Annotated in this window: 28 protein-coding genes; 14 read left to right on the top strand and 14 right to left on the bottom strand. The window is 51.6% G+C overall.

The window, feature by feature from the left end; all coding sequences use genetic code 11:
* Positions 1-6 precede the first annotated feature (6 nt).
* From ulaC to OH773_RS19155, 4 genes are read left to right on the top strand one after another with little or no spacing between them, the layout of a single operon-like run.
* The gene (gene ulaC, locus OH773_RS19170; protein WP_270141018.1) at positions 7-474 is read left to right on the top strand and encodes a PTS ascorbate transporter subunit IIA; all 468 of its coding nucleotides are present in this window, start codon (positions 7-9) and stop codon (positions 472-474) included.
* A gap of 10 nt (positions 475-484) precedes the next feature.
* Positions 485-1141: a 3-keto-L-gulonate-6-phosphate decarboxylase UlaD gene (locus OH773_RS19165; protein WP_270141016.1), complete on the top strand. Its 657-nt coding sequence runs from the start codon at positions 485-487 to the stop codon at positions 1139-1141.
* A 9-nt stretch (positions 1142-1150) separates the two neighbouring features.
* Positions 1151-2017 carry an L-ribulose-5-phosphate 3-epimerase gene (locus tag OH773_RS19160; protein ID WP_270141014.1) on the top strand — a complete coding sequence of 289 codons (867 nt, stop codon included), beginning with the start codon at positions 1151-1153 and terminating at the stop codon, positions 2015-2017.
* Positions 2004-2690, top strand: a complete 687-nt coding sequence (locus tag OH773_RS19155; RefSeq protein WP_270141012.1) for an L-ribulose-5-phosphate 4-epimerase — start codon at positions 2004-2006, stop codon at positions 2688-2690. Before OH773_RS19160 ends, OH773_RS19155 begins: the two co-directional genes overlap by 14 nt.
* Before the next feature lie 234 nt (positions 2691-2924).
* On the opposite strand, the gene OH773_RS19150 is transcribed toward OH773_RS19155, so the two are convergent.
* A complete protein-coding gene (locus tag OH773_RS19150) occupies positions 2925-3200 on the bottom strand; it encodes a DUF1471 domain-containing protein (protein WP_270141010.1) in 276 nt (91 codons plus the stop codon).
* A 360-nt stretch (positions 3201-3560) separates the two neighbouring features.
* Between OH773_RS19150 and rpsF the strand changes: the two genes are divergently transcribed.
* From rpsF to rplI, 4 genes are read left to right on the top strand one after another with little or no spacing between them, the layout of a single operon-like run.
* Positions 3561-3956: a 30S ribosomal protein S6 gene (rpsF, locus tag OH773_RS19145; protein WP_183272558.1), complete on the top strand. Its 396-nt coding sequence runs from the start codon at positions 3561-3563 to the stop codon at positions 3954-3956.
* 6 nt (positions 3957-3962) lie between these two features.
* Positions 3963-4280 carry a primosomal replication protein N gene (gene priB, locus OH773_RS19140; RefSeq protein WP_183272559.1) on the top strand — a complete coding sequence of 106 codons (318 nt, stop codon included), beginning with the start codon at positions 3963-3965 and terminating at the stop codon, positions 4278-4280.
* A gap of 4 nt (positions 4281-4284) precedes the next feature.
* Positions 4285-4512, top strand: coding sequence for a 30S ribosomal protein S18 (gene rpsR, locus OH773_RS19135; protein WP_000135199.1), 228 nt, complete (start codon positions 4285-4287; stop codon positions 4510-4512).
* Positions 4513-4553: 41 nt separating this feature from the next.
* The gene (rplI, locus tag OH773_RS19130; protein ID WP_064515713.1) at positions 4554-5006 is read left to right on the top strand and encodes a 50S ribosomal protein L9; all 453 of its coding nucleotides are present in this window, start codon (positions 4554-4556) and stop codon (positions 5004-5006) included.
* A 70-nt stretch (positions 5007-5076) separates the two neighbouring features.
* Here rplI and OH773_RS19125 read toward each other — a convergent pair whose 3' ends face one another.
* Positions 5077-5682: an OapA family protein gene (locus OH773_RS19125; protein WP_270141006.1), complete on the bottom strand. Its 606-nt coding sequence runs from the start codon at positions 5680-5682 to the stop codon at positions 5077-5079.
* A gap of 261 nt (positions 5683-5943) precedes the next feature.
* Here OH773_RS19125 and fklB point away from each other — a divergent pair, with 261 nt between their 5' ends.
* Together fklB and cycA are read left to right on the top strand one after the other, a co-directional pair.
* The gene (gene fklB / locus OH773_RS19120) at positions 5944-6564 is read left to right on the top strand and encodes an FKBP-type peptidyl-prolyl cis-trans isomerase (RefSeq protein WP_183272561.1); all 621 of its coding nucleotides are present in this window, start codon (positions 5944-5946) and stop codon (positions 6562-6564) included.
* Between the two features lie 295 nt (positions 6565-6859).
* Positions 6860-8272, top strand: a complete 1413-nt coding sequence (gene cycA / locus OH773_RS19115; RefSeq protein WP_270141003.1) for a D-serine/D-alanine/glycine transporter — start codon at positions 6860-6862, stop codon at positions 8270-8272.
* A 41-nt stretch (positions 8273-8313) separates the two neighbouring features.
* On the opposite strand, the gene ytfE is transcribed toward cycA, so the two are convergent.
* The 4 genes from ytfE to OH773_RS19095 all read right to left on the bottom strand — a co-directional run bounded on the left by ytfE (position 8314) and on the right by OH773_RS19095 (position 11851).
* On the bottom strand, positions 8314-8976 hold the full coding sequence (gene ytfE / locus OH773_RS19110) for an iron-sulfur cluster repair protein YtfE (protein ID WP_270141001.1): 663 nt from the start codon (positions 8974-8976) through the stop codon (positions 8314-8316).
* Between the two features lie 84 nt (positions 8977-9060).
* Entirely contained in the window at positions 9061-10035 is a 975-nt protein-coding gene (locus OH773_RS19105; protein WP_270145958.1) for a DMT family transporter, read from the bottom strand.
* A gap of 77 nt (positions 10036-10112) precedes the next feature.
* Complete coding sequence (locus tag OH773_RS19100) at positions 10113-10937, bottom strand: AraC family transcriptional regulator (RefSeq protein ID WP_270140998.1); 825 nt, start codon at positions 10935-10937, stop codon at positions 10113-10115.
* Positions 10938-11002: 65 nt separating this feature from the next.
* Positions 11003-11851: an SDR family oxidoreductase gene (locus OH773_RS19095; RefSeq protein WP_270140996.1), complete on the bottom strand. Its 849-nt coding sequence runs from the start codon at positions 11849-11851 to the stop codon at positions 11003-11005.
* A gap of 90 nt (positions 11852-11941) precedes the next feature.
* Here OH773_RS19095 and OH773_RS19090 point away from each other — a divergent pair, with 90 nt between their 5' ends.
* A complete protein-coding gene (locus OH773_RS19090) occupies positions 11942-12337 on the top strand; it encodes a winged helix-turn-helix transcriptional regulator (protein WP_442865625.1) in 396 nt (131 codons plus the stop codon).
* Between the two features lie 4 nt (positions 12338-12341).
* Here the strand turns inward: OH773_RS19090 and OH773_RS19085 are convergent, their stop codons facing one another.
* Positions 12342-14273 carry a bifunctional 2',3'-cyclic-nucleotide 2'-phosphodiesterase/3'-nucleotidase gene (locus tag OH773_RS19085; protein ID WP_270140994.1) on the bottom strand — a complete coding sequence of 644 codons (1932 nt, stop codon included), beginning with the start codon at positions 14271-14273 and terminating at the stop codon, positions 12342-12344.
* Between the two features lie 202 nt (positions 14274-14475).
* Between OH773_RS19085 and cysQ the strand changes: the two genes are divergently transcribed.
* On the top strand, positions 14476-15216 hold the full coding sequence (gene cysQ / locus OH773_RS19080; protein WP_270140992.1) for a 3'(2'),5'-bisphosphate nucleotidase CysQ: 741 nt from the start codon (positions 14476-14478) through the stop codon (positions 15214-15216).
* Here cysQ and OH773_RS19075 read toward each other — a convergent pair.
* The gene (locus OH773_RS19075; protein ID WP_270140990.1) at positions 15206-15763 is read right to left on the bottom strand and encodes a YtfJ family protein; all 558 of its coding nucleotides are present in this window, start codon (positions 15761-15763) and stop codon (positions 15206-15208) included. The genes cysQ and OH773_RS19075 overlap by 11 nt on opposite strands.
* Positions 15764-16101: 338 nt before the next feature.
* Between OH773_RS19075 and OH773_RS19070 the strand changes: the two genes are divergently transcribed.
* A complete protein-coding gene (locus OH773_RS19070) occupies positions 16102-16308 on the top strand; it encodes a DUF1107 domain-containing protein (RefSeq protein WP_121266826.1) in 207 nt (68 codons plus the stop codon).
* Positions 16309-16498: 190 nt separating this feature from the next.
* Here the strand turns inward: OH773_RS19070 and allS are convergent, their stop codons facing one another.
* Genes allS through OH773_RS19045 form a run of 5 tightly spaced genes read right to left on the bottom strand, consistent with a single transcriptional unit; the run spans position 16499 to position 22488 of the window.
* Positions 16499-17437, bottom strand: a complete 939-nt coding sequence (gene allS, locus OH773_RS19065; RefSeq protein ID WP_270140986.1) for an HTH-type transcriptional activator AllS — start codon at positions 17435-17437, stop codon at positions 16499-16501.
* Between the two features lie 4 nt (positions 17438-17441).
* The gene (locus OH773_RS19060) at positions 17442-18260 is read right to left on the bottom strand and encodes a DUF2877 domain-containing protein (protein ID WP_270140984.1); all 819 of its coding nucleotides are present in this window, start codon (positions 18258-18260) and stop codon (positions 17442-17444) included.
* 45 nt (positions 18261-18305) lie between these two features.
* The gene (locus tag OH773_RS19055; protein ID WP_270140982.1) at positions 18306-19568 is read right to left on the bottom strand and encodes a DUF1116 domain-containing protein; all 1263 of its coding nucleotides are present in this window, start codon (positions 19566-19568) and stop codon (positions 18306-18308) included.
* 13 nt (positions 19569-19581) lie between these two features.
* Positions 19582-21249, bottom strand: a complete 1668-nt coding sequence (gene fdrA, locus OH773_RS19050; RefSeq protein WP_270140980.1) for an acyl-CoA synthetase FdrA — start codon at positions 21247-21249, stop codon at positions 19582-19584.
* 15 nt (positions 21250-21264) lie between these two features.
* On the bottom strand, positions 21265-22488 hold the full coding sequence (locus OH773_RS19045; protein ID WP_270140978.1) for an MFS transporter: 1224 nt from the start codon (positions 22486-22488) through the stop codon (positions 21265-21267).
* A 327-nt stretch (positions 22489-22815) separates the two neighbouring features.
* Here OH773_RS19045 and OH773_RS19040 point away from each other — a divergent pair, with 327 nt between their 5' ends.
* Positions 22816-23721: a carbamate kinase gene (locus OH773_RS19040; protein WP_270140976.1), complete on the top strand. Its 906-nt coding sequence runs from the start codon at positions 22816-22818 to the stop codon at positions 23719-23721.
* 34 nt (positions 23722-23755) lie between these two features.
* Here the strand turns inward: OH773_RS19040 and OH773_RS19035 are convergent, their stop codons facing one another.
* On the bottom strand, positions 23756-25093 hold the full coding sequence (locus tag OH773_RS19035; RefSeq protein WP_270140974.1) for a hemolysin family protein: 1338 nt from the start codon (positions 25091-25093) through the stop codon (positions 23756-23758).
* Positions 25094-25344: the final 251 nt, after the last annotated feature.

Raw genomic sequence — 25344 nt, 5'->3', positions numbered from 1 at the left:
AAGCCAATGAAACTGCGTGACTCACTAGCCCAAAACCATTCTGTCCGCTTGCAGGCCGAAGCGGATACCTGGCAGGAAGCCGTCAGAATTGGCGTTGATTTGCTGGTGGACGCGGGCGTTGTTGAACCGCGTTATTACCAGGCGATTCTCGACGGTGTCGCACAATTTGGCCCTTACTTCGTGATTGCACCGGGGCTTGCCATGCCACATGGCCGCCCGGAAGAGGGCGTGAAAAGTACGGGATTCTCCCTGGTGACCTTAAAAACGCCGCTGGTGTTTAACCACGAAGATAACGACCCGGTGGATATTCTAATCACCATGGCTGCCGTTGATGCCACCACCCATCAGGAGGTGGGCATCATGCAGATCGTCAATTTGTTCGAAGACGAAGACAATTTTGACCGTTTACGTGCCTGCCGTAGTGAGCAGGAAGTTTTGGACTTAATCGACCGCGCTACGGCCGCGGCAGTATAAGGAGCTTGGTATGTCTCAATCTTTACCGATGTTACAGGTCGCACTGGATAACCAGACAATGTCAGATGCTTATAAAACAACGCGCTTGATTGCCGAAGAAGTCGACATTATTGAAGTGGGTACGATTCTTTGTGTAGGCGAAGGTGTGCGAGCGATACGCGATCTCAAAGCCCTTTACCCGCATAAGATCGTGTTGGCTGATGCCAAAATTGCCGATGCCGGGAAAATCCTCTCGCGTATGTGTTTTGAAGCGAATGCAGATTGGGTCACCGTCATTTGTTGTGCAGATATCAACACCACCAAAGGTGCGTTGGAAGTCGCCCGCGAATTTAAAGGCGATGTGCAAATTGAATTGACCGGTTTCTGGACATGGGAACAGGCGCAAGAATGGCGTGAGGCGGGTATTGAACAGGTGGTTTATCACCGAAGCCGTGATGCGCAGGCTGCGGGGGTCGCATGGAGTGAAGCGGACATCACCGCTATTAAACGCCTTTCTGATATGGGCTTCAAAGTCACTGTAACGGGCGGCCTGGCACTCGAAGACTTGCCATTGTTTAAAGGCATCCCTATTCATGTGTTTATTGCCGGGCGCAGTATTCGTGATGCGGCAGACCCTGTAGAGGCTGCTCGCCAGTTTAAACGTTCCATCGCCCAACTGTGGGGATAAGGAACCATTATGTTGCATAAACAGGTCCCGCTAGGCATTTATGAAAAAGCACTGCCCGCTGGGGATTGCTGGCAGATAAAACTGGCGCTCGCCGCTCGCCTGGCGTTCGATTTTGTCGAGATGTCGATTGATGAGACTGACGAGCGCCTGGCGCGTCTTGACTGGAGCCGTGAACAGCGCTTGGCATTGGTCCAGGCTGTTGCGGACACAGGCGTTCGCGTCCCTTCAATGTGCCTGAGTGCGCACCGTCGTTTTCCATTGGGTAGCGAAGATGATTCTGTGCGAAATCATGGGCTGGAAATTATGCGTAAAGCCATTGAGTTTGCGCAGGATGTGGGTATCCGCGTGATTCAACTGGCGGGATATGATGTCTATTATCAACAAGCGAATGACGAAACGCGTCGTCGCTTTCGCGAAGGTTTAACTGCCGCTGTGGAAATGGCTAGCCGTGCACAAGTCACGCTGGCGATGGAGATCATGGATTATCCACTGATGAACTCGATCAGTAAGGCGATGGGCTATGCACATTATCTCAATAATCCGTGGTTCCAGCTCTACCCAGATATTGGCAATTTATCCGCATGGGATAATGACGTGCAGATGGAGCTGGAAGCAGGGCGTGGGCATATCGTTGCCGTACATGTAAAAGATACTCGTCCAGGGGTATTTAAGAATGTGCCATTTGGAAGCGGTGTGGTGGAGTTTGAACGCTGTTTCGAAACACTAAAACGCAGTGGTTACTGTGGACCGTATTTAATTGAGATGTGGAGCGAAGCCGCGGCTGACCCGATTGCTGAAGTGACTGCGGCTCGTGACTGGGTACTAGCTCGTATGGCAAGCGCAGGGCTGCTGGAGGTTGATCATGCAGCAGCTTAAGCAGCAGGTGTTTGAAGCCAATATGGCGCTTCCGCGCCATGGTCTGGTCACTTTCACGTGGGGTAACGTCAGCGCGATTGACCGTGAACGCCAGTGTATTGTGATTAAGCCGAGCGGTGTGGCGTACGAACAAATGTCTGCCAGCGATATGGTCGTTGTGGACATGAACGGCACTGTGCTTGAAGGGGCGTATCGTCCTTCTTCCGATACGGCAACGCATCTTGCCCTGTATCAACGTTATCCCGAACTGGGTGGGATAGTGCATACCCATTCAACGCATGCTACTGCCTGGGCTCAGGCTGGGTTAAGTATTCCGGCGCTTGGTACGACACATGCCGACTACTTTTTTGGGGATATTCGTTGTTCCCGCGCTTTAACTATCGAAGAAGTGCAGGGCGAATACGAGCTGAATACTGGTAAAGTGATTATCGAAACGCTTGGTAATAGCAATCCGTTGCATACGCCGGGGATCGTGGTTTACCAACATGGTCCGTTTGCGTGGGGAAAAAACGCTGAGGATGCAGTGCATAACGCGGTAGTTATGGAAGAAGTGGCGCGGATGGCATGGATTGCTCGTGGTATTAATCCGCATTTGCAGCCTATTGACGCTTATCTGATGAACAAGCATTTCCAGCGTAAGCATGGCCCGAATGCCTATTATGGACAGCACTAATAAATATATACCCAAAATAATTCGAGTTGCAGGAAGGCGGCAAGTGAGCAAATCCTCAGGAGCTTACTCAAGTAAGTGACTGGGGTGAGCGAGCGTAGCCAACGCACATGCAATTTGAATTATGACGGGTATAAAAAAGCCCCCGATTAACGGGGGCAAGTCAAACGTTGGCTTTCTATGTCGTTGTGGTATTCCTGGTGTTAACGCGTTACTTCATTACCTCATTGCATTCAATTACCGATAGATGTCTGCGCTAACGCGCATATTGCCGTTACTGCCCGGTTCTCTCATCAGTATTGTGTGGTAGTACTTTGCTCCGTGTTGGTCCGCGTCGTTATTAATCGCGACTTCGGCCTCTTGCTCGGTAGCAAAATTATGATTGATATAAATCACACCTAAGCTCATTACATCATCCATATTTTGTGCCTGACGACCATCAATCTTGATCGCGGCTGTTGCATTTGAGCTAAGCATGAGTGCCGCTACAAAGGCATAAGCGATAGTTTTCATAATCCGCTCCACGACAACTTAATGTGTCAGCTGTGGTCGTCGCTCCTGTTAATGAATAGTGGCGGCCTATGACAATAAGTGTAAACCCTCAATGTTGAATAAAAAGCGACCATTTCTGATGGTATTGGTCAAAAATTTTAAGTGATCCACGTCAAAGTTATAGATTTCACCGGGTTAGTACGCGGTTCAACTTTTATCCTTCATGCAAAAGAATTAATTTCTCTGTGGCCTTGAGTTTATTGGGCTGCGCTTGTATGATTACGCGTCAATTTTTCAGCCGCCTTTATAAACACGTTCCTTGCTTCCATGGGCCGCGGCTGACCCTGACAGGAGGCTGAATAATCCGTAAGGAGCAATTCGATGCGTCATTACGAAATCGTTTTTATGGTCCATCCTGACCAGAGCGAACAGGTTCCGGGTATGATCGAACGTTACACTGGTGCAATCACTGCAGCAGAAGGTACGATCCACCGTCTGGAAGACTGGGGCCGCCGTCAACTGGCTTACCCGATCAACAAACTGCACAAAGCACACTACGTTCTGCTGAACGTTGAAGCTCCGCAGGAAGTGATCGATGAGCTGGAAACTAACTTCCGCTTCAACGACGCCGTTATCCGTAGCATGGTTATGCGCGTTAAAAACGCGGTAACTGAAGCATCTCCAATGGTTAAAGCTAAAGACGAACGTCGTGATCGTCGCGATGATTTCGCTAGCGAAACTGCTGATGATGCAGATGCTGGGGATTCTGAAGAGTAATTTCCCATGACGGCCAACCGCCTGGTGTTGTCTGGCACAGTGTGCAAGACGCCCCTTCGCAAGGTCAGCCCGTCAGGAATTCCTCATTGCCAGTTCGTGCTTGAGCACCGTTCTGTGCAAGAGGAAGCCGGCTTAGGTCGGCAGGCGTGGTGCCGTATGCCAGTTATTATTAGCGGGCACGCACACTCAGCCATTACTCAAAGTATAACGGTCGGCACGGTACTCACGGTTCACGGTTTCATTAGTTGCCATCAGGCAAAAAATGGTCTGAACAAAGTGGTATTGCATGCCGAGCAGATTGAATTGATAGATACTGGAGACTAGCCATATGGCACGTTATTTCCGTCGTCGCAAGTTCTGCCGTTTCACAGCGGAAGGCGTTCAAGAGATCGATTATAAAGATATCGCAACGCTGAAAAACTACATCACCGAAAGCGGTAAGATTGTCCCAAGCCGTATCACCGGTACCCGTGCAAAATATCAGCGTCAGCTGGCTCGCGCTATCAAACGCGCTCGCTACCTGTCCCTGCTGCCGTACACTGATCGTCATCAGTAATCGGTCACGGTCCATTAATACGACTTTGAGAGGATAAGGTAATGCAAGTTATTCTGCTTGATAAAGTAGCAAACCTGGGTAGCCTGGGTGATCAGGTTAACGTTAAAGCGGGTTATGCTCGTAACTTCCTGGTACCACAGGGCAAAGCTGTTCCTGCTACCAAGAAAAACGTTGAATTCTTCGAAGCACGCCGTGCAGAACTGGAAGCTAAATTAGCTGACGTTCTGGCTGCTGCTGAAGCTCGCGCTGCGAAGATCAACGCACTCGAAACTGTTACTATCGCGTCTAAAGCTGGCGACGAAGGTAAACTGTTCGGTTCCATCGGTACTCGCGACATCGCTGACGCTGTAACTGCAGCTGGCGTTGAAGTGGCTAAGAGCGAAGTTCGTTTACCGAACGGCGTTCTGCGTACCGCTGGTGAGCACGAAGTGGACTTCCAGGTTCACAGCGAAGTATTCGCTAAACTGATCGTAAACGTAGTTGCTGAAGCGTAATTTTCGCTAAGGTACACGTTAAAACGCCGGCCTCGTGCCGGCGTTTTGCATTTCTGAGGGACTAAAAAAATCAACGAGCGCGAATAAAGCTGCCATCTGGCTGGCGCGTAAACAGCACCTGCTGATCGTTCCCGATATCGATTGTGAGTCCCGTCACCACGCCATTGGCATTCTGGCGAATCTGCACCATCTGTCCGGTTTGCAAAGTACTTAGCGGTTTATTGCTACCTTCGACCTGTGCCATCGAATAAACATCAGCTGGCGGTAAATTATGATCGCGGAAGAGCTGCGCCATGGTTTGCCCGGACTCAACACGGTATGAACGCCATTGCTGGTCAATATCGTTATTGGCATGAGGAACCGGAGCTTGCGTATCAGCCTGCGGCTGTTCTTCAACGCGTGAAGGTTCGACAGGCGTGGCAGGCGCCGTATTTACCGGCGGATTGACCAGTTCGGCATGCATGGGGGATTGTGATTCAATAGATAGCTGCGCATCACGCGTGACTGGACGGAGTGGCTCATCAGGCGTTGGCCACAGGAAACCAACCACGACGACCAGTGCCGCAATAATAATGCCACGGCGATGCAGAACCGGCAGGGGGTCCATCAGGCGGATGTGATCGGGTGCGTGCCAAATCCGCGCAAGCCAAGGTTTAACAGCGAATCGCATCAGCAACACTCCTCATATTCACACAATATGCTCTGTAATTTACCCTTTCCATTATAGAACGCTAACTATTTGATGCATTGAACAATCCCGGTTTATGTGACGTTCTACCTGTCAGCTGTCTCGAACACGTAACCGCCATTTAGCGCTCATTCAAACCATTGTTCCTGTTTCACCTGCATTTGTCACCTTTGCCGTTTTTGCATTTTACCCGATAGATTGACGCTGCTATGCTGCGGGCTTGCTTTTAAACACATGAAAGGAAAACCCATGACGACCCCTTCTTTTGACAGCGTCGAAGCGCAAGCAAGTTACGGTATTGGTTTACAGGTAGGTCAACAACTCAGTGAATCTGGTCTGCAAGGTCTGCTGCCAGAAGCGCTGGTCGCTGGTCTGCGTGATGCGCTGGAAGGGAATGCTCCGGCAGTTCCTGTTGACGTGGTTCATCGCGCACTGCGTGAAGTCCACGAGCGTGCTGATGCCGTTCGCCAGGAACGCCAGAAAGAAATGGCTGTTGAAGGTCAGAAATACCTGCAAGAAAACAGCAGCAAAGAAGGCGTGAGCAGCACCGAGTCTGGTCTGCAATTCCGCGTTCTGACCCAAGGCACCGGCCCAATTCCGGCCCGTAAAGATCACGTTCGCGTGCATTACACCGGTAAATTGATTGATGGCACTGTGTTCGACAGCTCCGTACAACGTGGCGAACCTGCTGAATTCCCGGTAAGCGGCGTTATTGCAGGTTGGATTGAAGCACTGACTCTGATGCCAGTTGGCTCAAAGTGGGAACTGACTATTCCTCACAACCTGGCTTATGGTGAGCGTGGCGCAGGCGCGTCCATTCCTCCGTACAGCACTCTGGTTTTTGAAGTTGAACTGCTGGAAATTCTGTAAGCGTTCAAATGACCCCGCTACGGCGGGGTTTTTATTTGTCTGTTAACAAAATTAGCGTGATTTAATCTGGCTTGCGCCTTAATTCCGGGTGTTTTTGTGAAGTGTTTCTCGTTATGAAAGCGATTTCACACTCATTTCAAACAATAAATTAACAATAATCTTCGCTATTAGTATTCATCCCCTAAATATTTACCTACTATCTTTGCGTTCCCCGGAACAACATCACTTCTCCAGAATTTTTATAAAGGCCAGAAGAGCCTGAACACAACACAGACAGGTACAGGAAAAACACAACATGGTAGATCAGATAAAAGTAGCTGACGTAGCTGAAGCTCCGGCTGAACAGTCGCTACGGCGTAATTTAACTAACCGTCACATCCAGCTTATTGCCATTGGTGGCGCAATCGGAACCGGCCTGTTCATGGGCTCGGGTAAGACGATTAGCCTCGCAGGACCATCCATCATCTTTGTTTACATGATAATCGGCTTCATGCTGTTCTTCGTGATGCGAGCAATGGGTGAACTGCTGCTATCGAACCTCGAATACAAGTCGTTCAGTGATTTCGCAGCGGATTTACTTGGCCCCTGGGCGGGATATTTTACCGGCTGGACGTACTGGTTCTGCTGGGTAGTCACTGGTATGGCCGACGTAGTGGCGATAACCTCCTACGCGCAATTCTGGTTCCCTGGTCTTTCGGACTGGGTGGCATCGCTTGCCGTCATCGTGGTGCTGTTAAGCCTGAACCTTGCCACCGTGAAGATGTTTGGTGAGATGGAGTTCTGGTTTGCGATGATCAAAATTGTCGCCATCGTCGGTTTGATTGTTATCGGCCTGGTGATGATTTTGACGAACTTCCATTCGCCGTCAGGTGTTGAAGCCTCTCTCAACAACCTGTGGAATGATGGCGGCTGGTTCCCGAAAGGCCTTAGCGGTTTCTTCGCGGGCTTCCAGATAGCCGTGTTTGCATTTGTAGGTGTTGAGCTTGTGGGGACGACGGCCGCCGAAACGAAAGACCCGGAAAAATCGTTGCCGCGCGCCATCAACTCGATTCCGATTCGTATCATTATGTTCTACGTTTTCGCGTTGGTCGTGATTATGTCGGTGACGCCATGGCGTTCAGTGGTGGCGGATAAGAGCCCGTTCGTTGAATTGTTCGTGCTGGTGGGTCTGCCTGCTGCCGCGAGTATCATCAACTTTGTGGTGCTGACTTCTGCAGCTTCTTCTGCAAACAGCGGTGTGTTCTCGACCAGCCGTATGTTGTTCGGCCTGGCACAAGACGGCGCTGCGCCAAAAGCGTTTGGCAAACTGTCTAAGAATGCAGTTCCGGCGAAGGGTTTAACCTTCTCCTGTATCTGCCTGTTGGGCGGCGTGGTGATGCTTTATGTTAATCCGGACGTGATTACCGCTTTCACGATGATCACTACCGTGTCGGCGATTCTGTTCATGTTTGTCTGGACGATTATTCTGTGCTCGTACCTGGTGTACCGCAAACAGCGTCCAGAATTGCATCAGAAATCCATCTACAAAATGCCGCTCGGTAAATTTATGTGCTGGGTATGTATGGCGTTCTTCGTGTTTGTGATTGTTTTGCTGACGCTGGAACAAGATACCCGCCAGGCGCTGATGGTGACGCCATTGTGGTTTGTATTGTTGGGTGTGTGCTGGATGTTTATCGGCAAGAAACGTATTGCGGCAATGCGTAAGTAACGTTTATTTCCCCTTCTCCCACAGGAGAAGGGGAAAAACAACTATTCCCCGGCTAACGCGCGTGGAAACAGCACGTTATTCTCAAGACTGATATGGTTCATCAGGTCATCAATCAGCTCATTAATTCCGTTATACATCGCTTTCCATGTGGTGCAGGCTTCTGGCGGTGGCGTCACGTTATTGGTGGTGTGCTTGATCACTTCCAGCAATTCACCTGCGTCGTCATGCTCGCTTTCCATCACGCTAATCGGGCCGTTGGCCTGTGAACCCATCCCTTGTTTGATCATCGGGAAAAGGATTTGTTCTTCTTTCATCATATGGCTGCTCAATTCCTGATGCAGCATGGTGAGGTATTTCGCCAGACCCTTCGGCACATTCGGTTTATCGGCGTGTACGCGCTCAACTTTTGTCGCCTGAAGAATCAGTTCCGGTAATTGTTCACGGTGGCGGTCGTGGTAACGCACGATGATGTGGTCGATGATTTCGGCCAGCGGCGCTGCGCGCCACTCTTTCTCGACAGGCTCTTCAGCGAGTTTTGCCAGCTCTGTTTCAATCGCTTCCAGATCCAACTCTTTACGGGTAGCCGCACGCTCAAGCGTCTGCTTCCCGCCGCAGCAGAAATCGAGATCCAATTTACGGAACAGCGCAGAAGCGCGTGGGATAGTTAAAGCCAGTTCACCTAAAGGTTGGTCGCGGAATGCCATGAGAAGATACCTCGTTGTCGATAATATAAGATGCATATTAAATGCATCTTTAAGTCGGCGCTATGACTATTTCGAGGTAAGGTGCTATTTATCCGTTGTTATCACCACCTCTGCGAGCGTGTTTTTCTGTGGCTTCGTCATCACGGCCATCACCACACCGGCTACCAGACAAACAATGCCCAGCAGCGTCAATAATGGTGGCCAGCTTCCGCGCAACATAAAGGTGTAAGCCAGTCCCGCCAGCGTTTCGAAGACGATTAGCGGGCCGACGATAACCGTCGGCAGACGTTGACTGGCAATGTTCCAGCAAAGTGCGCCCAGCCAGGAACAAAACAGGGCAATGGCTAACATAAGGGTTAAAAAGACCTCCGGACGCGGCCCAAAGGGGAGAGTAAAATCGCTGTGTGTACGTGACATCCACAGGCAGACCGCGATGTATCCGAGGAACGAGAACGGCAATATAGAAAGCCCTTGCGCCGTCGCCCACATCAGTGGGTTTTTATCCGGATTTTCACGTAACCAACGCGCATTTCGCAGCGCATACCAGGCCCAGCAAATCACGGAAATAAATGCCAGCCCAATACCACTGGTATAGCGCCACCAGCTAAATTCAAGCTCTCCACTGCGCAATTCAGCGGTATTCACCATCACTAGCCCCAGCGCGATAATTACCAGCGCGGGTGCCAGGCGGTGCCACGGGAGTTTTCCATCGCGTTTGCTGTAAAGCAGGTTGGCAAACACCGGAATGACAACAGGCAGTGTGCCGATAATCATGGTGGATATCGGGGCTCCGGTGCGCTGAATCGCACTGGCCAGGCACACGTAATAAATGAGATTACCGACGGTGGAGAGTTTAAGCGCCGTGAACCAATCCTCGCGGCACAACTGGCGCAGGCGTTGGCGTCCAAACCAGGCCAAAGGCAGAGCAATGAATCCCAACGCCAGATAACGTCCGGTTGATTGCATCGCGGCTGGGTAGTCAGGAACAATCAGTGGCCCGACGAAAATCAGCCCCCACATTAACCCCGCAAGCAGGGCGTACAGCACACCAGTTAACATTTTCTTCATCCAATTAATGCTTTGCAGAAAGTGTAGATGTGGTGTGGGGAAAAATATTGTACCAGCTTGCGGTATATTTAACGGGTGACCTGTTTTTGGTAACGCACGGGTGTGATGCCGTAGCGCTGGGAAAAGGCGCGTGTAAGGTGGGCCTGGTCCGTTAACCCGCTGGCCGCCGCCACTTGCGCGGCAGGCATACCGCTCGTTAGAAACTGTTTTGCACGCCACAGACGAATCGCCATCAACATCTGATGCGGCGAAACGTGGAAATGCGCTTTAAACATGCGTTGAAAGTGGTATGGACTCAGCGAAACGACAGCGGCAAGTTCGTCGAGCGTCACCGGATGCATATAGTTATCGTGAAGATAATCCCGGATTTGCTCAAAACGATGCGGCGAACCTGGCGAGCCAGATGGGAGATGCCGTGCGTACGGTTGAAACGTTTCGATGAGATTGAGTAGCAGGCCTTGCTGCGCCAGCGAATCACTCTCGCGCCATAGCCCATTAATCAGGTGTGAAATGTGCCCCGCGCGCAGTGGATCGTGATTGACCACTTCGCTAAACGACCAGTTGCGTGAACCCGTCACGGCCTCAAGAATTTCCGGCTCGAGGTAAATCATGCGGTACTGCCAGCCGTCTTCGGTTGCTGCTTCTCCTGTGTGGAGTTCGTCAGGATTCATTAACACTAAAGAGTCGGTGGCGGCGACATGCTGGACGCCACGATAGCGAAAACGCTCAGCACCCCACGTCACGGTCCCAATACCAAACGCTTCGTGGGTGTGAGGCTCAAAAGCGTAACGCGAAATATGAGCATGATATAGCTCAACGCCGGGCAACTGCGGCAAATGCCGAAATTGGGCGCTGTCTTTCTTATCGTGGAACTGCTCAGGAACACCTTGCACGTTTCACTCTCCTCTCGGACATCCCAGTAGTATAGGGATGTCCTGGTTTAACGGAAAGTTAACAATTACAGTGCAGCGCGAAGGCTTTCTTCAAGCGTGGTGGTTGGGCGGCCGATCAGTGCGCTGAGCTGGTGGCTGTCATCAAACAGGCCACCTTTAGACGCCCCGACATCGGAGTTTGCTAACAGCGCCGCTAACCCTTCCGGCAAGCCTGCACCCAGCAATGCTGCTTTAAAATCAGCTTCTGGCAGGTTCTGATACACCACGGTTTTGCCGCTAAGTTTTGTCAGTTCTGCGGTGAGTTCGGACAGTGTCCAGCCATGGTCGCCCGCCAGTTCGTAAACTTTCCCGCCTTGATTTTCCAACGTCATCACTTTGGCCGCGGCCGCTGCGTAATCCGCGCGGGTTGCCGATGCAATTTTCCCATTCCCGGCGCTACCAATAAACGCGCCGTGTTGCAGCGCTGGCGGTACGCTGGCGAGATAGTTTTCGGTGTACCAACCGTTGCGCAGCAGCACAAATGGAATGCCCGACTCGTTGAGCATTTTCTCTGTCGCAATATGTTCATCTGCCAGGCCCAATGGGGATGAATCCGCATGCAGCAGGCTGGTGTAAGCAATCAGTTTCACGCCCGCCTCTTTCGCGGCTTCGATTACGTTGCGATGTTGAACTGCACGTTGGCCCACTTCGCTTGAAGAGATCAGCAGCAGTTTTTCAACGCCCGCCAGAGCCTGCACCAGCGCGGCTTTATCTTCGTAACTGGCCGCACGAACCTGAACGCCACGTTCAGCAAACGGTTTTATTTTTGATGGGTTACGCACAATAGCCACCAGTTGGTCAGCCGCTACGGTATTCAATAATTCTTCAACAACGAGTTGGCCCAGTTGGCCGGAAGCACCGGTAATTGCGATCATGGTAAATCTCCTGTGGGGGTTCTGGTTAAGTTGTGCCACACTATCACCAGCACTAACTTTTAGTAAGTACGCACAAAAAGGTAAGTATGAATGAGTGAAATTGAATCCCGTACGCCGTCGTTAACTGAGCAAATGCGTAACGGCAATTTGTTCGCTGAACAGTGCCCATCGCGAGACGTGCTTAAGCACGTCACCAGCCGCTGGGGTGTGTTGATTCTGGTGGCGTTGCAGGGCGGGACGCATCGCTTTAGCGACCTGCGCCGCAAAATGGGCGGTGTGAGTGAAAAAATGCTCGCGCAAACGCTGCAATGGCTGGAGGCGGACGGTTTTGTGAATCGAAAATCGTACCCCGTTGTACCGCCGCATGTGGAATACAGTCTGACGCCGATGGGTTATGAGGTGAGCGAAAAAGTGGCTGAGCTTGCCGACTGGATAGAAGGGAATTTGCCGAAAGTGATGGCGTCCCGAAGCGAACGGGACGCCTGATAAATTATTTACTCAAATCCAACTGATAAATCGCAAAACCGATGTCATCGGTAGCGACGTTTTTCATTGGATACTGGCCTTTATCTTTGATAAACGCCGCCGCTTTTTCCCCCGGAGAGGTTTCAAAGCGAATATCTAATGGCTGCTTGCTATGAATTGGAGCCAGGCGCCAGTTGTTATCGGCAGCAGGGTGGATCTCTTTGCTCGCAGTGATCCAGTTTGCCAGCACCGAGCGGTTTTCATCCGGGGAGGCGAACGCGATATGACTATCGCCCGTACCGGCAAATTTACCACCGTAAGCACGATAGTTATTGGTCGCTACCAGGAAGGTCGCATTCGGGTCGATGGGTTTACCTTTAAACGTCAGCCCTTTGATTCGCTCAGCTTTCGGATTTACCATCTGGCATTCGCCGTCGTAGCGAGCCGGTTGCGACACATCAATCTGGTAATCCACGCCGTCGATGACATCGAAATTATAGGTACGGAAACCGTCCCAGTTAATCAGCGACTGCGGCTTAGTGTTGTTCACATCAATCTGATTAAACTGCCCGGCAGAACACTCCAGCCACTCTTTGACATCTTTACCACTGGCTTTCACCACCACCAGAGTGTTTGGATAAAGGTACAAATCAGCTGCGTTGCGGAAGGTTAACTGGCCTTTTTCCACTTCGACAAAACTGGCTGGATCGTTCTTACGTCCACCGACTTTGAATGGTGCTGCGGCAGAAAGCACCGGCAGATTAGCCAGATCCGGGTCGCCCTGAATGTATTTTTCAACGTAAGCCGTTTGGGCGTTATTCACCACCTGTACGGTTGGGTCGTCCTGCACCAGCGCCAGATAGCTGTACATATTGTCGGATGATTTTCCGATGGGTTTGCTGACGAACTCACGTGTAGCGTCGTGATCGTGTTTGAGCACTTGGGCAAGTTTTGCATCTTCAGGCACCAATGCTTTCTTCGCCACACTGTCGTAAATCGGGCGCGCTTCCGCTTTGCTGCTGGTGACTTTCCACGCGCCGCTGTCGTTATTCAGCACCAAATCAACCACGCCGAGATGGTCGCCCCACATGCCTGGCATGACCGCAGGAATACCGTTGAGCGTGCCCTTCTCAAGATCGACACCTTTGATATTGGCAAAATCTTTACCTGGGAAAACGGCGTGCGCGTGGCCAAACAGAATGGCATCAACGCCCGGAACTTCGCTGAGGTAATAAACCGAGTTTTCTGCCATAGCGTGATAGGGGTCACTCGACAGGCCAGAGTGGGCGACAACCACCACCAAATCAGCACCTTGCTTACGCATCTCTGGCACATATTGGCGGGCTGTTTCGGTAATATCTTTAACCGTGACCTTGCCTTCCAGATTGGTTTTATCCCACGTCATAATTTGTGGTGGAACAAAACCGATATAGCCGATGCGCAGCGTCTGTGCTTTGCCGTCTTTATCTTTCACGGCAGTTTCTTTAATCACGTAAGGCGTGAACAGCGGCTTATTGGTTTTGGCGTCAATAACGTTGGCATTCACATACGGGAATTTTGCGCCAGACAGTGCCATATGCAGGTAATCAAGGCCATAGTTAAACTCGTGATTGCCTAAGTTACCCACCGCGTAATCCAGCGTATTCAGCGCCTTATAGACTGGGTGGATATCGCCTTTTTTCATGCCCTTTGCCGCCATGTAATCGCCAAGTGGGCTGCCCTGAATCAGGTCTCCGTTATCAACCAGAACGCTGTTTACTGTCTCTCCCCGAGCGGCATTAATAAGACTCGCGGTACGCACCAGCCCGAATTTCTCTGTTGGTGTGTCTTTGTAGTAATCGAAATCCATCATATTGCTGTGAAGATCGGTCGTTTCCAGGATACGCAGGTCAACTGTTGCCGCATGAACGCTGGTAGTAACCAGCATGGCAACAACCGTTGCACTAAACTTAATCATGATAAAGGTCCTTTTCTCGAGATAGGCCACAAAAGACTATGTATATAAACGTTGTTGCTTACAAAAATGTGAAGTGTGCCAGAAATGAGAATCGTTAAACCGGAATCGCTTCACAGATAGCGCAACCAGGTGCAATGAGATATAAATAAAACAACAGGTTATTCGCGCGATGCAGCGTGTGAAACACAACATGAGGTGCAGAATGCTAGAAAAAATTTGCCAACTGGCGCGCGAGGCGGGAGCCGCCATTATGGATGTTTACCAGGGTGTGAAACCGCTGGAGGCGACGAAAAAACTGGATGACTCACCCGTGACTGCGGCCGATATTGCGGCTCACACCATTATCCTGAAAGGGCTGCAAGCGCTCACCCCAGATATACCCGTGCTTTCAGAGGAAGATCCGCAGACGTGGGAAACGCGCCAACACTGGCAACGTTACTGGCTGGTGGATCCTTTGGATGGTACGAAAGAGTTCCTGAAACGTAACGGGGAATTCACCGTCAATATCGCCCTGATTGAGCATGGGAAAGCGGTGTTGGGCGTGGTGTATGCGCCAGTGCTAAACGTGATGTATAGCGCGGCTGAAGGTAAAGCCTGGAAAGAGGAAAATGGCACACGTAACCAAATCCATGTGCGCGATGCCCGCCCGCCGTTGGTGGTCATTAGCCGATCGCACGGCGATGACGAACTCAAAGAGTATCTTCATCAATTGGGTGAACATCAGACAACGTCTATCGGTTCATCGTTGAAGTTCTGTCTGGTGGCTGAAGGGCAGGCGCAGCTTTATCCGCGTTTCGGGCCAACCAACATCTGGGACACCGCAGCAGGCCACGCAGTTGCATCAGCAGCAGGCGCGCACGTTCATGACTGGCAGGGTAAGTCTCTCGACTACACCCCGCGAGAGTCATTCTTAAACCCAGGTTTCCGGGTCTCTATTTACTAAGCAGTTCGCGCAGCAGGCTCATGACCTGCTGCACTTCTTGCTGCGTCAATGCGCCATCTTTCGCAAACTGCACACGCCCTTCTTTATCCAGCACCACAATCGCTGAACTGCCCGTTTCCAGTTGCCAGTTTTTTTGCGCCACACCGGTGCTATCGACAATAAATTGCGACCATGGGTACTGCGTCTTATTGTTCTCGAGGCTACTGCGAACAAACATCCCAGTACCGACGATGGCATCATCAGTGTTCACAATCGTGGTGGTTTGATAGCGGTCATGCGGGAATTTTGCCGCCTTAATCGCTTCAATCAGCCCGGCATTTTTCTCTTTCGCACTAGAGCGCCCGGCAATATGTTGCACCACTCGCACTTTTCCCACCAACTGCGCACTATTCCAGTTTTTGTAGCTAAACTTATCATTGTCGAGCATCAACTCACCTTTATCCGTAATACCAATAGGTGAGACTCGCTGATTTTTCTCGAAATTATGTGCCGATGCCGCAAGGGGCAACAGCAGCAAGGCAAGCGCAAGGGTTGTGCGTAGGGACATGATGACTCCTTATCTTTTTATGTACTAAAAATCGCAGGTGATCCGACCACTCGTCGTGACGTTTTAAGCATATGTGCTGAATAGCTTTCTGTCCCGCAACTCTAATGCCAGTTTGCGGGGTGCCGCACATATCCCTGTTTTTTGAAGGCTTAAACTAAGATTTGTTTACATTTGAAAAGATAATTCTGAGATTTTGTAATAATACCGTAAATAAGATTGTGCAAACTAGGTGTCGATTTGCATATGGACTATAGTTTCCAGGCACCAAATTTTTCGCCTCGTTTTGTCGGACCAAATGTGGAACCGCAGGGGCGTTAACACTGCAGGAGAAAAAAAGAATGAAAATTTTCCAACGGTACAACCCGCTTCAGGTGGCGAAGTACGTGAAAATCCTGTTCCGTGGACGGTTGTACATCAAGGACGTTGGCGCTTTTGAATTTGATAAGGGTAAAATTCTTATTCCAAAAGTGAAAGATAAGCAGCATCTATCTGTTATGTCTGAAGTAAACCGCCAGGTACTGCGTATGCAGGCGGAAATGGCGTAAATACCCGTCATACTTCAAGCCGCAGGTGCGTTGGCTCGCCCTCTCACTCCAGTCACATAAGGGATTATGCTCCTGGAGATTCGTGGACTTCGCCACCTTCCTGCAACTCGAATTATTTAGGGTATTAAATTGAAGTATAAAAAACGGCACCCGAGGGTGCCGTTAGTGTTTTTAGTCAACGGAATCTGGCCTAAGGAATATAGCCTGCAGGCCGGTCAATATTCTCAAGAAAGCCTCGTATCGCCTCATCGTGATGCTGAAAACGCGTCACAATTTCCCGTATCGCTTTACCCGAACCGGCAGATTTCCAGGCCAGCGAAAGCTGCGATGGCTGGCGAGCGCGTTCAACCTGCCGGGTGATGAGCTGCCCGCTATCAATCCACGGCTGGCAAATGTTTGCCGGTAAAAAACCAATCCCTAATCCCTTTAGATGACACTCCAGCTTGGTGCTCACATCGGGCACTTTTATCTCTTTTTGCCCAGGCAGCAACCAGGCGACGCGGCGCGTCAGTGTGCGCGACGTATCGTCGATATTAATAGCGGGGTAGCGACGCAGCCTGTCTTCGCTGATGACCTTTTCTTCATTCAGCGCAAGCGGGTGATTAGGTGCGATGACAAACAACCATGAGATTTCCCCCAGCGTATGCAAAGCGATATTGTTCGACAGCGATTCAGATCCCGTCACGCCGATAGCCAGGTGGAAGTCGTCGTACAACAGAGCATCCCAGACCCCCATATAAACCTGACGAGAGAGCTGAAATTGGGTGAAAGGAAAACGTTGATGCAGCCAGGCCAGGAACGTTGCCGCCACATGTGGCTGATAGAGCAGGTTGTTGACCACAATATTCACCTGCGTCTCGACACCCGCATTGATCTGCTGCAGCTCATTTGGCATGGCATCCACCCAGCTTAGCCATTGCCGACAGTGCTCCAGCAAATGTCGACCCGCAAGCGTCAGGTTGACGGTTCGCGTGGTGCGCATAAACAGCTGTGTACCGACATGTTCTTCGAGCGTTTTAATCCGGTAGCTTATCGCGGCGGGCGTCTTGTGCAGTACAGCGGCGGCCTGGGAAAAGCTCTCTGTTTCTGCCACCTTAATAAAAGTACGAATCGTTTCATGATCCAGCATAGGCTTACCCTTCTTCAGTCTCTTTCATCCAACGCAAAGCGGTCACAAAGCCGATGAGCGTATCTGCGCCTGAGGTATGCCCATGCGCAAGCAAATGTTTTATGGCAGAACGGCTGTCGCGTCCGGTAGCAAGGCTTCGTAGCAGGCGCAACAAAGGTGTTGAAAATCGCCCTTGTACAGCATTGTTCAGGAAAGTGCAGCTTACGGATGTTGTCATCAAAAGAAGCTGATCGAAGGGGGGTAAAAAGCGGGAAAAAGTCGGCAATGAATGTAAATGTCCATGACAGAAAAGCGCGGCCATCGCACCCGTCAGCATATCGTCCCCGGAAGGCGTCAGGCCGGGGCCTAAGCCAATCAGGTTGCTCCAGTCAGGTTTACCGCCTGCCTGCCAAAGCGCTATTCCTTCACGCAGGGTGATGAGATGGGGATGGTCCATGCGCTGGTACGCTTCGTTAATCGGGCCGACAAGGCCGGTCTGCACAGTACAAAAACGGAGGTCGGGTAGAGAGAGTTGTTCGTAACACGAGGTCGAGAGATCTAACGTTCTTCGGGCGCAGAGGTCCAGGCCACCGCCAACCAGACGTTCTCCTTCCACACACAGCAAACTTGTGGCATTGAGCCTTTCGGTCAGTTTTTCAAAATCGTTAGTGCGGAAAACCCATCCGGTGGGACTACAGCCTTTTCCGAAGCGGTGCAACGTCAGCAATTTCCCCTGTGAATCGGTCAGGTTGATGGCCTGGCTAAAGCGGCTGTTCAGCCGATACTCAGCACCCTGAAGCAAAGGGGCGTTGCTGCGGGCGAGGGCCTGAATGGATAAAAGCATAGCCAGTCTCTCAGGGGTGACCATCGCCACCCCAATGGATAACACTTATGCGGTGATATGGTGGGCCTGAGCCAGCGCTTCGAGCGCTTTTTCGAAGCATGGCAAAGGTGCACGCACGGTTCCCGCGCCAACCTGACCCACTCCTGCCTCGCGGTGAGCAATCCCGGTATTAATCAGTGGTGTAATACCGGTTTCCACCACGCGGCGGATATCAAGGCCCATGCACGCGCCCTTGAAGTTCCAGCTTGGGATTTGCAGCAGCGGATTATGGTCGAGATAAATTTCCGTCATCTCTTCCGAGGTTTCTAGCGCGGCTTCCATGCCGCCAGCCCCGACAAAACGCGTCACGCCAGGTGCCGCAATCATTGCTGCACCGCCAATGCCCAGCGTTTCGGTAATTGCGCTGTCGCCGATGTCCGGGTTGGCATCGTCCTGGCTATAACCGGTAAAGAACAGACCCTGCGGCGTGTTCACCGGAGCGGTAAACCAGCGGTCGCCCAGGCCACTGACGCGGATCCCGAAATCACGCCCGTTGCGCGTCATCGCCGTGACAATTGAGCCTGCTTTGATTTGCGCGCCGGCATCCATCACCGCCTTGCTGTAGGCCATTGCCAGATTAAGGAAGAACTGGTCGGTGACGCTCAGGAACTGCATCACTTCTGCCAACTGATCTTTAGGACGATCCAGTTGCACGATAAACGGTGCCAGAGTACGCATTAACAGCGCGGAAGATGCGATGTTTCGCTGGTGGAATTCATCGCCCATGGTAATGGCCTGTGCCATTAATGCGGTCAGATCGATTCCGTTATCAATACGGGAAAGCGCTTCCTGCAAAACTGGGGCGAGAGTGTCGCGCATCCAGCGCAGGCGCTTTTGCACGTCTTCACCGTAGGCACCGAAGCGCATCACTTTGCCAATACCTTCGTTGAGGTTGCAGCAGGCGTGGTTGCCGTGAACGGCATTTTTGACTTCCAGCACAGGCATATGCGCGGAAGTGATGCCGCCCATTGGGCCGACGGCGCTGACGTGGTGGCAAGGGATAAACTCGATTTCGCCACGAGCGAGCATCGCCTCGGCCTCTTCTTCGCTGCTCGCCCAACCTTCAAACAGCGTGGCTCCGAGGCAGGCGCCGCGCATCGGGCCAGTCATATCTGCCCAGGCAATCGGTGGACCCGCGTGAAGCAGTTTTTTGCCCTGCGCCAGTTCAGGAATGGCAAGGTGTGCCAGGCGAACGCCCGTCCAGTGCGGGCGAGCCGCTTTAATACGTTCGATGATTGCCGCGTTGGCTTCAGAAATAGAAGAATACATAACCGAACCTCTTTTAATTTAATTGTTTTAACAGACTGGCAAGATGCGCGTTGCCACCGGCAACGGGTGCCCATTGATACTGAACAACCGGAATACCGGTGCTTTGCAAATCCACGGCAAAGCTGCGTAAACCGATGTTGATAACTTTTGCGCCATCCAAAAGAGCAGGGCGTGGCAGAGGCGACGGGGCGGGTTGACGCGTGATGAGATGGCTCGCCAGTAGCAGCGCCTCCTCCAGCGTATTCATCACCACTATGTCGGCATTAAGTAGAGCATCGGCCTGTTCGGAGCGGCACTGCGGATCTTTTTCGGTACCGGTCAGCGTGGCGATAACTACCAAAGGACGCCCAGCGCCACGGGCGCAGCGCACTTTATTGACGGCGTCGACGACCGCCCCAGCGGGGTCGCTACAGGCGCCGAAACCCAGTACCACATCCAGCAACAGCACGCCGACATCGCTCTGTTTGATGAGCTTTTCTATTTCGATTGAACGGGTGGTTGGGTCAATCATGGGATGCGGACGGCCCAGGGTATAAACATCGTCCCCAAGGTCGATGATCAGATGACCACCTGTGTTAAGCATGATGCCGTTGTGATGATGCGCGTCGGTTTCGGCCCCAAGTTGCTCGGCCAGCAGCATCGCGGCTTCAGCGGCGAGCGTCCCGCCCGCATACAGGCCAGAGATTTTGCTTCCGGCAACATCCGGTTGGTTTTGCGCCACTTCACTCACGCTTGCCAGCCTGACCGCCAGTTGTGCGGCTTCGGCAAGCGTTGAGGCCAGCCAGACGTTACCCTCGTGGCGTTGTTCGATTTTTGCCCCAAGAAACAGCGCTACGACCGGTTTGGCGATAGTCTGCATCGCCGCAATCACCTTCTGGCGCACCGCAGGAGCAGGGGGCTTAGAGACAAATGCCAGCACTTTGCTTTGCTCATCTGCCGCCAGCATTTCCAGGGCGCTAAGGGCGCTGATCCCACCAATATCTGCGCTTAAATCACGGCCACCCAAGCCGATGGCATGGCTGACACCCTGACCGTGCAGCGCGATTTGCGACGCCAGCTCCTGAATGCCCGTTCCGGATGCACCAATAATGCCGATATTGCCTTTTGGCAGAACGTTAGCGAAAGCCAGCGGCGCTCCTGCAATCATCGCCGTCCCGCAGTCGGGTCCCATCACGATCAGACCCTTTTCACGAGCCAGTTGCTTGAGTGCGATTTCGTCCGCGACCGGCACGTTATCGGAAAACATCATGACGTTTTTGCCGCTGCGTAAACCCTGCTCGGCAACCCCTGCCGCGTACTCACCGGCCACAGAAACCAGCAGTAGATTCGCATCAGGCAATTTATCGCACGCACTCTGCCAACGGCGGGCTTTCGGAAGGCGTTGCCCGCAGCTTGCAGCCTGGGCAATCGCCGTCAGCTCGACATCAAGCTGTTTACGCATCAGTTCGACAATGTCCGGATTTTCAACGTGCGTGCGGACAGCCGCACAAATGTCATTGGGGGTCGCGGCAGCAAAGTCAGGGTGCCAGAACCCTGTCGCTTCCAGCAGGGATTTGTTGGCTGGGGTGCCCATCATGACCGACACCTCGTCGACATCGGCAGACTCACTCAGCTTGCGCGAGATGATCATCAGGCTCACCGAGTCCTGAAAACTCCCTTTTTTAACAAACGCATAAATCATGGTGATGACCTCTGGTTATTTCTTTTCTTTCAGGAACAGAATGCCAACCATGCCGATAGCCAGCAGGGCGGCAGAAACATAGAAACTGGATGCGAGGCTGCCGGTCACATCGCGTGCGGCACCCGCAATAATCGGGGCAAGAATGGATGAACTCATGCCGATGAAGTTGAACAGACCGAAGGCGGTGCTGTAGTTGTTTTCATCGACGCTGTCGGCGACAAGGGCGACTAATACTGGGTCCAGCGCCAGCTTGCCGACCAGGCCATAAACGCACAGTGCAACCACAACGCCCGTCATGGTCGGCATCCAGATAATCGACAGCATGCTGATGATGGCTAACGGGACGAGGATCAGGATCAGAGGTTTACGTTTGCCGAGGCGGTCAGACACGGAGGAGAAGATCAGCGCGCCAGGGATGGAGATCCACGCCACAAGCGAGGAGATAAAACCGGTTTCGCTGCCCGCGATGCCGCGTTCGCTTTGCAGGTAGTAGGGCAACCAGGTGAGGATGACGAAGAAGCCAAACAAGCTGCAGAACACCATCAGATAAGTCAGCAGCAGGTTACGGTTTTTCAGCAGATCGCTGAATTTGCCCTTCTTAATAGCCTGACCGTCAGCTGTTACGGCGCTGCGTTTTTTCTCTTTAACGAAGAACCAAATGCACAGCCCGACCAGAATTGAAGGCACCGCCATGGCGTAGAACGGCATCCGCCAGCTATGACCCTGATCGTAAACCAGCCAGCTCGAACTCATCAGGCCCAGTGCGATACCGAATGCCATGCCGCTGTTAATGATGGCACTGCCTAATGAACGGAATTTTTTAGGGATTTGTTCTGATGAGAGGCCGTACTGAGGGCCATAATACGTGCCTTCTCCTGCGCCTGTGACTACGCGGGCAAAGAGCAAGGTGGTCCAGGTTTTGGCCCAACCGGTGACGGCAGTAAACACGCCAAATAAAAGAAAACCAGGAACGAGGATTTTTTTCTTCCCTATTTTATCCCCAAGGATCCCTGCCGGAACTTGTAATAAAGCGTAGGAAAAATAAAACACCGAGTTCAGAACGCCAAGCTGGGTACCACTTAACCCAAACTCTTTTTGTAATTCCCCCATCACGGGATTTAATATCGTGCGGTCGGCATACATAAATATCCAACCGAGCCAGAAAAGAAATATGGTAACCCACCACGCGGGGATACCTCTCTTTTGTGTTTCTACTGCTGTTGCCGCGGAATCAGACATATTATTATCCTTGAATATTATGCTTCTAGTCAGGATGCTCTCAGCCAGGAGACTGAGTGGATGCGGCTACCTTAGCGGCGTTTAGCTGGCTTTCTTTTGAGCAAAGTCACAGTTGGTTGATTGTCATAATTTTCTGTCGAGTGCTGAATTTATTATTAAAAATCTTTAAAGAATAACGTTGTTAAGTTTATTTAAATAATATGTGTCAGTTTTTCCTGTCTCTCTCAAAATATATTTATCTATATCTCCTCTGCCATCCGTATCACATTTTATTGCGGTGACCAGATTATGTTATTGGCCATTAACAAATGAATGGCTGAGGATGAAATGAAAAAAACACTGGTGATTGCTTTAGGTGGTAATGCGTTATTGCAGCGTGGCGAAGTTTTGTCGGCTGAAAACCAATATAAAAATATTGGCTTAGTGGCAGATGTGGTGGCAACGCTGAGTAAAGATTATCGGGTGGTGATTGTGCACGGCAACGGTCCGCAGGTAGGCCTGCTTGCGTTACAAAATCTGGCCTGTGATGTGGCCCCCGCTTATCCGCTGGATATTCTGGTGGCAGAAACCCAGGGCATGGTGGGTTATATGATTGCCCAGAAACTCGGCCAGATCCCGACTATGCCACCGGTTAGCACGCTGCTGACACGTATTGAAGTGCATGGAGACGATCCTGCATTCAGCGTACCAGGCAAGTATATTGGCCCGGTTTATCAGCCTGACCAAGAGGCAAATCTGCGTGAGAAATATGGCTGGGAACTGAAGCAAGATGGGGAATATGTGCGGCGTGTGGTCGCCTCACCACGTCCACAACGCGTTTTGGATTTACACGGTATCAACGCGCTGTTGGAGCTGGATCATGTCGTGGTATGCGCAGGTGGCGGTGGGATGCCGGTTGTGAAGGTGTCTGAGGGATATTGCGGCGTGGAAGCGGTGATCGACAAAGACCTGACGGCATCACGCCTCGCAGTGGAGTTAAACGCAGAACATCTGATGATCCTCACCGATGCTGACGCGGTGTATCAGGACTGGGGCACGCCGCAGGCAAAAGCGCTGCTGGACGTCACGCCGCATGAACTGCGTCCATTCGCCGCACCCGATGGCGCAATGGGGCCAAAAGCCGAAGCGGTGATCGATTTTGTAGAGCAGACGGGGAATGTGGCGTGGATTGGGGCTTTGAAAGATGCGCCAGCTATTCTGGCAGGGCTGAAAGGCACGCGGGTACATCTGTAAAAAAACACCGCCCTTATTGAGGGCGGCGTCATTATTATGCGGTGGTCTGCTCTTCCGCATCCGGCTGTTTTGGCGTCAGCGGAGCTGGCTTATTATCGATACGCGTGACCAGCAACTGGTCGATACGGTAGTTATCAATATCCACCACCTCGAACTTATAGCCCGAGAACTTCACCGAATCAGTACGCTTCGGGATTTTGCGCAGCATAAACATCATGAAGCCGCCGATGGTTTCGTAATTTCCAGACTGCGGGAACTCGTCAATATCCAATACGCGCATGACGTCATCAATCGGTGTGCCGCCTTCAACCAGCCAGGAGTTTTCATCACGAGCAACAATCTGCTCCTCCATGCCCTGGCCAACCAGGTCACCCATCAGTGTTGTCATTACGTCGTTGAGCGTAATGATACCCACCACCAGCGCGTACTCGTTCATGATAACCGCAAAGTCTTCACCGGCCGTTTTGAAGCTTTCCAGTGCTTCAGAAAGGGTCAGGGTATCCGGCACAATCAGCGCATTACGCAGATGCACACCACTGTTGAGCGCCAGGCTTTGGTTGCCCAACACGCGGTTCAGCAGCTCTTTTGAATCAACATAGCCAACGATATGGTCGATATCGCCATTACACACCAGGAACTTGGAGTGAGGATGCTCGGCGATTTTATTCTTCAGACTCTGCTCATCGGTATGCAAATCAAACCAAATGATGTTTTCGCGTGACGTCATAGACGACGGCACGGTACGCGATTCCAGCTCAAACACGTTCTCGATCAGCTCATGCTCTTGCTTACGCAACACACCCGCCAGCGCGCCTGCTTCAAAAACGGCATACACATCATCAGATGTGATGTCGTCATTACGCACCATTGGCAGTTTGAAAATACGGAAAATGACGTTCGCCAGCCCGTTAAAAATCCACACCAATGGACGGAAGACAAACAGACAGAAGCGCATCGGGTTGATGATTCGCAAAGCAACAGATTCAGGCGAAATCATACCGATGCGTTTCGGAGTGAGGTCTGCAAACAAAATGAACAAGCTGGTGACCAGGGTGAAAGAGAGCATAAAGCTCAGTTGGTCAGCCATCTCTGGTGAGAAAAAACGCTCCAGAAGGACTTTAAACGCAGGGGAGAATGCCGCGTCGCCGACGATACCGCCGAGAATTGCCACCGCGTTCAGACCAATCTGCACCACGGTAAAGAACATGCCAGGACTTTCCTGCATTGTCAGCACGCGTTGCGCGTTAACGTTACCCTCATCAGCTAAAAGCTTGAGTTTAATTTTACGGGATGCTGCCAGCGAGATCTCCGAAATAGAGAAGAACGCACTGACGGAGATAAGAAGAAGTATTAGTAAAATACTGTTTAACATAGTTTATCCGGCTTGGAGCCAGAGCCTCGGAAGGAAAAGTTGAAAATCCATGGGTTAAAACGTGTTGACTACCGGTCCGTGAAGGTTGGACCAGCAATATCAACGGGTAGTATAGCGTAAGGGTGTGTAAAGCTGCCAGAGGGGATAATTTGGTGGCGTGATGGTTATTTAACCGCTCTGGATTTTAGTTCTTTCCTGATGATTCGTTTAATCCATGCTGCCAGAGACTCATCACCATCCTGGCGTTGTGC

The organism is Buttiauxella sp. WJP83, assembly GCF_027594725.1.
Lineage (GTDB): Bacteria > Pseudomonadota > Gammaproteobacteria > Enterobacterales > Enterobacteriaceae > Buttiauxella > Buttiauxella selenatireducens.
Note: the sequence above shows the minus strand (reverse complement) of the source record. Positions and strands in the feature narration are given on the sequence as shown.